This is a genomic window from Candidatus Frankia alpina (assembly GCF_902806485.1).
Classification (GTDB): domain Bacteria; phylum Actinomycetota; class Actinomycetes; order Frankiales; family Frankiaceae; genus Frankia; species Frankia alpina.
Genome location: NZ_CADCWT010000255.1, coordinates 1 through 6,122 on the forward strand (window position 1 = coordinate 1; position 6,122 = coordinate 6,122).

Consider the following 6,122-nt stretch of genomic DNA (forward strand, 5'->3'; position numbering starts at 1 on the left):
GGCGGATGTCATGAAGTGAGCGGTAGGTCGGACGAGGAGCTACTTGTGGCGGAAATGAAGACAGTGGGTTCCCTGTTGTTAATCTGCGGGTAAGGCAGCTGGGACAGGTGATCATTCGTCCGTCGTCGGTCTCACGGTCGGGAGGACTAGGCGACCCAGCGTGAGATGTCGAGAAGAGCACCGAGACTGAGCCCTATCTCACATCTTTTTCTCGGCCTTCCTTACCGATCGGTCGGTAAGAACGATGGATGGGTTAACGGGAAGTGTCGTCATGGGGAGGCGGATATGGTTCGGGACTGCTCGTGGTGAGCACGACGGGCCAGACCCTGCTGGGAGCGCCGGTCCGGCCGGCCGCGGTGGCCCGGGGCTCTGGCCGGGGCGATCGACCTGGTCGGGCGGTCGGGGCGTTGCGCGACAGCGCCTTCATCCTGGGTCAGGTAGTTCTGCTGGGCTCGTTGTACTGGCTCTACGGGCTGGGCCGGCACTTCGCCGTCGGTCGGAAGATCGAGGCCCTGCACCACGCGAAGCGTGTCTGGCACCTCGAGCGCCTGTTCGACCTGCCGAGCGAGTCGTCCATCCAGTCCCTCGCGCTGCACTCCAGCCATCTTCTGGAGTTCGCGAACCGCTTCTACGTCGTGGTGCACTTCCCCGCGGCGATCGTTTTTCTGCTTTGGGTGCTGATCTTTCAGCGGCCGGCCTGGCGCCGGGTGCGGACGATCATCATGGCGTCGACCGGCGTCGCGTTGCTGATTCACATCGCCTACCCGCTGGCGCCCCCCCGATTCCTGCCGCGGTTGGTGCCCGGAGTGAAGCTCGTCGACACCGGGGCGGTGTTCGGGCCGTCGCCCTACGGGCCGCACGACACCGTCGCCAACCAGTACGCGGCGATGCCGAGCCTGCACATCGGTTGGTCGATCCTGGAAGCCTGGGGGATGATCACCATCCTGCGCATGCGGGCTCGGTGGCTCGCCATCCTGCATCCGATCATCACGACCATCGTCGTGGTCATCACGGCGAACCACTACTGGCTCGACGGCATCATCGGCGGCGGCCTGGTCGTGGCCGCGGTCCAGCTCACCCGGCCGGAGGTCCAGGCCCGGCTGCGGCTGTGGGCCATCGCGTGCCGGCTGCCGGTCCGGGCGCTGCCCGCCACGGCGATGGCGTGCGGGCCGTCGCCCGGCGTCATTAACGGCGATCATCCAGGGGCCGCCGGCCGAGCCGTTACCGAGGTGCCGCGCGCCAGAGAGGACGCCTCGGCCGTCTCCGGCGCGGCCGTTGTCTCCGGCGCAACCGTCGTCCCTGGTACGCCGACTGTTCCTGCCACGCTGGCTGCCCCCGACACGCCGGCCGGGAGTGCTCCTCGTGCCGCTCCACCTCGGCGGGCCGCGGCCGAGGCCCCCGTCGATCCCGGTGGCGCACCCGCGGGCGACGCCCGGGGGACGCCGCCGTGAGCTGCGACACCTGACGGGTCAGGACAGCCGCTCCAGGACGAGTGCCATTCCCTGGCCCCCGCCGCTGCACATCGTCTCCAACCCGATGGTCGCGTCGGTGGCGCGCAACCCGTTGATCAGGGTGGTCATCATCCTCGCGCCGGTCATGCCGAACGGGTGCCCCAACGCGATCGCGCCACCGTGCACGTTCAGCCGCGCGAGTTCGACGCCGAGCTCGCGGTAGGTCGGGATGACCTGCGCCGCGAACGCCTCGTTGAGCTCGACGAGGTCCACGTCGTCGATCGTCATCCCGGCCCGGGCGAGCGCCTGCCGGGACGCCTCGACCGGGGCGAGGCCCATGATCTCGGGGGACAGCGCGCTGACCCCGGTGGAGACGATCCGGGCCAGCGGGGTGGCGCCCAGCTCACGAGCCCTGGTGTCACTCATCACGACGACCGCCGCCGCACCGTCGTTGAGTGGGCAGGCGTTGCCCGCGGTCACCGTGCCGTCGGGCCGGAAAACCGGCGGGAGCGCGGCGAGGGCCTCGAGCGTCGTGCCCGGCCGGGGTCCGTCGTCGGCGTCGACGACCGTGCCGTCGGGGAGCCGGACCGCGGTGAGCTCCCGTTTGTAGAAGCCGGCGGCGATGGCCTGCGCGGCGAGGTTCTGCGACCGGTAGGCGTACTCGTCCTGCTCGGCGCGACTCACCCCGGCGAGCTGCGCGACGTTCTCCGCCGTCTGACCCATCGCCATGTAGACGTCGGGCAGCTCGCCCTTGCGGCGGGGATCGATCCACGGCGGGGAGCCCGCGGCGGCCAGCGCTGCGGTGCGCGCCTGGGCGCCGGCGTAGCTGGGGTTCTGGGTGTCGGGCAGGCTGTCGCTGTTGCCCTTGACGAAACTGCTGACGACCTCGACCCCGGCGGCGACGAACACGTCCCCCTCCCCGGCGCGGATCGCGTGCATCGCCATCCGGATCGCCTGCAGGGACGACGCGCAGTATCGGGAGACGGTCGTGCCCGGCACGCCGTCGAGGCCGAGACTGACCGCGACGACTCGGCCGATGTTGTGTCCCTGCTCCCCGCCCGGTAGCCCGCAGCCGAGGATCAGATCGTCGATCTCGGTGGGGTCCAGCATCGGAACCTGGTCGAGAGCGGCCAGGATGATCGTCGCGGCGAGATCGTCGGCCCGCAGCCCCCGCAGCGTGCCCTTGAAGGCCCGACCGATCGGCGAGCGGGCGGCGGCGACGACGACGGCGGCGTCGGTCACGGTCGGCCCTCCTGAAGGCTCGGCGCCGCGGTCGGTTGATCGCGGGACACCGCCAGCTAAATGATCAAACTCTAGCGCGGTGCGGGGTCCTCGGTCGCGGCCACGTGGCCGGCGTGGCGATGCCGGCCGCGCGGGTTACCCTGATCATCGGGATCGACCGAGCCGGACGGGCGGGTGGATGCGCGAGGGATCTGCTCCGATGAGCGGCGCCGCGGCGCTGGCGGGGCCGGCCGGCGACCTGTGCCGCCACGCCGCCGCGCTGCGCCGGCTCGCCATGCGGGTGGCTGCGGTGCTGACCGGAGTCCGGAGCGTGGACGCGGGGAGCTCGCCCCTGCGCACCCGCCTGGACGACCGCATGCACGTCTGGCAGGCAGCTCTCGACGCGGATGCCGAGGCGCTGGGCGCCCATGCCGCCCTGCTCGACCGGCTCGCGGCCGGCTGGCCGCCGCCCGTCCGAGCCCCGTGGCCTGTGGCCGTCTGCGCCGGATCGTCTTCGCCGCGTGTGCCGCCCGGGTCGGGTGTGCCGGCCGGGTCGCTTGTGCCGGCCGAGTCGCTTGTGCCGGCCGGGTCGCCGGTCGCCGGTCGCAGGACTCGGCGGCGCGGCGGTTCGCTTCGATCCGGTCCTGCTGGGCGTTCTCGCCGCGCGCCTGCGCACGGCCGCGGCTCGAGCGGCGGTGCTCGACCGTGAGGTGGCCAGCGCCGTCGGCGAGGCCGACCGGGCCATGGCGCGGATGGGCGCGTCCGCCGAGATGTGCGGGGCGGCCCGCCGCGGACTGCGGCTCGTAGCCGTCGAGGCCCCGGATGCCGCCGCCGACCTCGAGCTGCGGATGTCCCGGCTCGCCACGGCGCCGATCGCCCTGCGCCGCGCCGGCCCGATCGATCCATCCGAACGGATTGGCCGGACGCCCGGCGCTCGACCCGCGGCAACGGCGAGCCTGGCGGTGGCGGCGGGACTGCTGGCCCTGTTCGATTCCGGTTCCGGTTCCGGTTCCGGATCGGATTCCGCGCCGGACGTCCCCGGCGTCGAGCGGCTGCGCGCGATCCGGGCGCGGCTGGCGGCTCTACCGGCGCCGGCCCGCGCGGGGGTGATCGGGCTGCTGCGGGGCCGGGCCGTTGACCGTCTTCGCCGCGATGGCCGCGCGGCTGGCCGGCACGCCGAAGCCGGGGGCGGTACTCGCCGCAGTCGAACTCGCAGGCCTCGCCGACGATCTGCTCGCCGGGGCGCCGACGGACCTGCTCGGCGAGCTGGTACGCGCGTTGCCATGGCTCGAACCCGCCGCCCCGCTGGCTGCCGGCGCTCAGCGGTCGGGGCCGGTGCTCGGCGTCGATCGTTCCGGGGACGCCATCGTGCGCGACGGTGTCGACCCCGGCGACGTGGGGCAGGGTGCCGTTGCCGACTGCTACCTCGCCGCGGCGCTGATCGGCCTCGCGCGGCAGGATCCCGCGCTGCTCGCCGAACGGCTCCGGCGCAACCCCAACGGCACCGCCACGATCACCTTCTCCCCGGGCTCGGGCGTGACCGCCGGCGTGACGGTCACCGCGACGCTGCCCGCACGCAGGGTCACCACATCTGTGCCCCTCGACGGTGGGGGTGGGCGTGGCGAGGCCGTCCAGGAGATCGCGATGGACGGCGACAACGCGCCGGCCAGCCCGAGCTCTGGCCGGCGCTCTACGAGAAGGCGTACGCCCGCCTGCACGGCGGATACCCTGCGATCGCATTCGGCAGCGCCGCGGCCGCCCTGCGGACCCTCACCGGGCTGCCGGTGAGCCGGCGAGCCGCCCGCGCGACGAGCGTCGTGGACCTCACGGCCCTGCTCGACCGGGGCGAGGTCGTCGTCCTCATCACCCGGACTCGAACCCGGCCCGGCGGCCTCGTCGCCGCCCACGCCTACCCGGTGCTGGCGGTGGATGCCGCGCGGGGGCGCGTACTGCTGCGCAATCCCTGGGATCCAGCGCCGGGCGAGGACAACGTGCGGTGGTACGCCTGGTCGCAGGTCGTCACGGATGTGCATGCGGTGGTGCACGGTTCCACCCGGTGACGGCCGACTACCGACTACCGCCTGCGGATGATCGCGACGGAGGCGGCACTGTGGATCATGCACTGATGGCTCACCGAACCCAGCAGTAGTTCGGCGAACCCGCCATGGCCGCGGGCGCCGACGACGACGAGGTCGCACTCCCGGCCGGCGGCGAGCAGCGCCTGGACCGGTGAGTCCGGTACCACCCGGCGGCGCAGGTCGAGCCGGGCGGGCAAGGCGTCGCGCACTTCGGCGATGGCGTCGTTGAGCGTGGCCTGGGCCTGTTCCTCCAGCGCCTGGATGATCTCCCCGGGTGCCTCGGCGAAGGGGAACGGGATGGCCGCGAGCCAGGCATGCACGGCGATCAGCGTGACCCCGCGTCGATCGGCCTCCGCAGCGGCCCAGACCAGGGCGGCGAGCGAGTTCGGGGAGCCGTCCACGCCCACGCCCACGGCCACCGCTTGCGCCGGTCGGCCCGGCGGCGCCGCCGGGCCGGCATCGCGGGCGATCACCGCCGGCGCCGGCGAGTGCACGGCCACCGAGGTGCTGACCGAGCCAACCCGCAGCCGGTGCAGCAGGCCCCGCCCGCGGGCCCCGACCACGATCATGCGGGCGTCGTGCCCCACGGTGAGCAGGGCCTCCGCCCCGGGCTGATCCACGACCTCCTCGGTTGCCGAGACCGAGGACCCGGCCGGCGCCGTGGCGGTGACCGTCTCGTGCAGCAGGTGAGCCGCCTTCTCGGCCAGGCCGTCTGCCTCCTCCGGGTGCGCCGCGCCGCCGCGCCCGATCCCGACGACGGCCCGAAGCCCGCAGCCGTGCAGCTCGGCCTCGTCGAATCCCCACTGCAACGCCGCGCGGGAGCCGGGTGAGCCGTCGACCCCGACCACGATGTCGGCCATCTGCCGCCTCCTTCGCCGCCCCGGTGGCGCCGCGTCCGTGGAAGCACAGTCGAAGTACCCCGCCCACTCACGGGGAACCCCCGGTGAGCGGGCCCGGCGGGCGGCGTGGTGCCTCCATAGCTTGACAGATGGGTCCGATGGTGCGGACCATCGTTTTCCGGCCGTCCGGAGAGACAAAACGGGAGGAAATCGGACGGTGGCCCGCTGGGGTGGTTCCACCGTGGGTTGCCGCCGGGCTCGCACTACCCGAGACCCGTTCGTCCCACCTGTCAGCGGGAAACGTGGCGGGCCATGAGGCTTGGTTGGGCAAGAGGGGCCCCTCCTGACCCGTGATCGCCTCGGTTGGCCGCGATCCGGCAATGATCCATGTTGGCTCAGATCCTTCCATCCCGGGTTGAACGCGAATCCCCGTGTGACCGATTGGCATTTGTCGCCGGGTGCAACCAGACGTTGAAGCTATTCCGAAACCGCCAGATTGATTCTTTCGAAACTCGGGTGACGGTCAGCGAACA

General features: G+C 72.5%; 6 protein-coding genes. 4 read left to right on the forward strand and 2 right to left on the reverse strand.

Annotated elements, in window-relative coordinates; translation table 11 throughout:
• The first annotated feature begins 302 nt into the window (after window positions 1-302).
• A complete protein-coding gene (locus G6R25_RS20040) occupies window positions 303-1,451 on the forward strand; it encodes a phosphatase PAP2 family protein (protein WP_163554178.1) in 1,149 nt (382 codons plus the stop codon).
• Window positions 1,452-1,469: 18 nt separating this feature from the next.
• Here G6R25_RS20040 and G6R25_RS20045 read toward each other — a convergent pair whose 3' ends face one another.
• Complete coding sequence (locus G6R25_RS20045) at window positions 1,470-2,693, reverse strand: acetyl-CoA C-acetyltransferase (protein WP_163554179.1); 1,224 nt, start codon at window positions 2,691-2,693, stop codon at window positions 1,470-1,472.
• 199 nt (window positions 2,694-2,892) lie between these two features.
• Here G6R25_RS20045 and G6R25_RS20050 point away from each other — a divergent pair, with 199 nt between their 5' ends.
• The 3 genes from G6R25_RS20050 to G6R25_RS28000 all read left to right on the forward strand — a co-directional run bounded on the left by G6R25_RS20050 (window position 2,893) and on the right by G6R25_RS28000 (window position 4,732).
• Window positions 2,893-3,381 (forward strand): hypothetical protein, encoded by a 489-nt coding sequence (locus tag G6R25_RS20050; protein ID WP_163554180.1) that lies wholly within the window; start codon window positions 2,893-2,895, stop codon window positions 3,379-3,381.
• 425 nt (window positions 3,382-3,806) lie between these two features.
• Window positions 3,807-4,460, forward strand: a complete 654-nt coding sequence (locus G6R25_RS27995; RefSeq protein ID WP_235949212.1) for a calpain family cysteine peptidase — start codon at window positions 3,807-3,809, stop codon at window positions 4,458-4,460.
• Window positions 4,385-4,732, forward strand: coding sequence for a calpain family cysteine peptidase (locus tag G6R25_RS28000; protein WP_235949210.1), 348 nt, complete (start codon window positions 4,385-4,387; stop codon window positions 4,730-4,732). The genes G6R25_RS27995 and G6R25_RS28000 overlap by 76 nt, the downstream gene beginning before the upstream one ends.
• Before the next feature lie 14 nt (window positions 4,733-4,746).
• Here the strand turns inward: G6R25_RS28000 and G6R25_RS20060 are convergent, their stop codons facing one another.
• Window positions 4,747-5,610, reverse strand: a complete 864-nt coding sequence (locus G6R25_RS20060) for a universal stress protein (RefSeq protein WP_163554182.1) — start codon at window positions 5,608-5,610, stop codon at window positions 4,747-4,749.
• Between the last annotated feature and the right edge of the window lie 512 nt (window positions 5,611-6,122).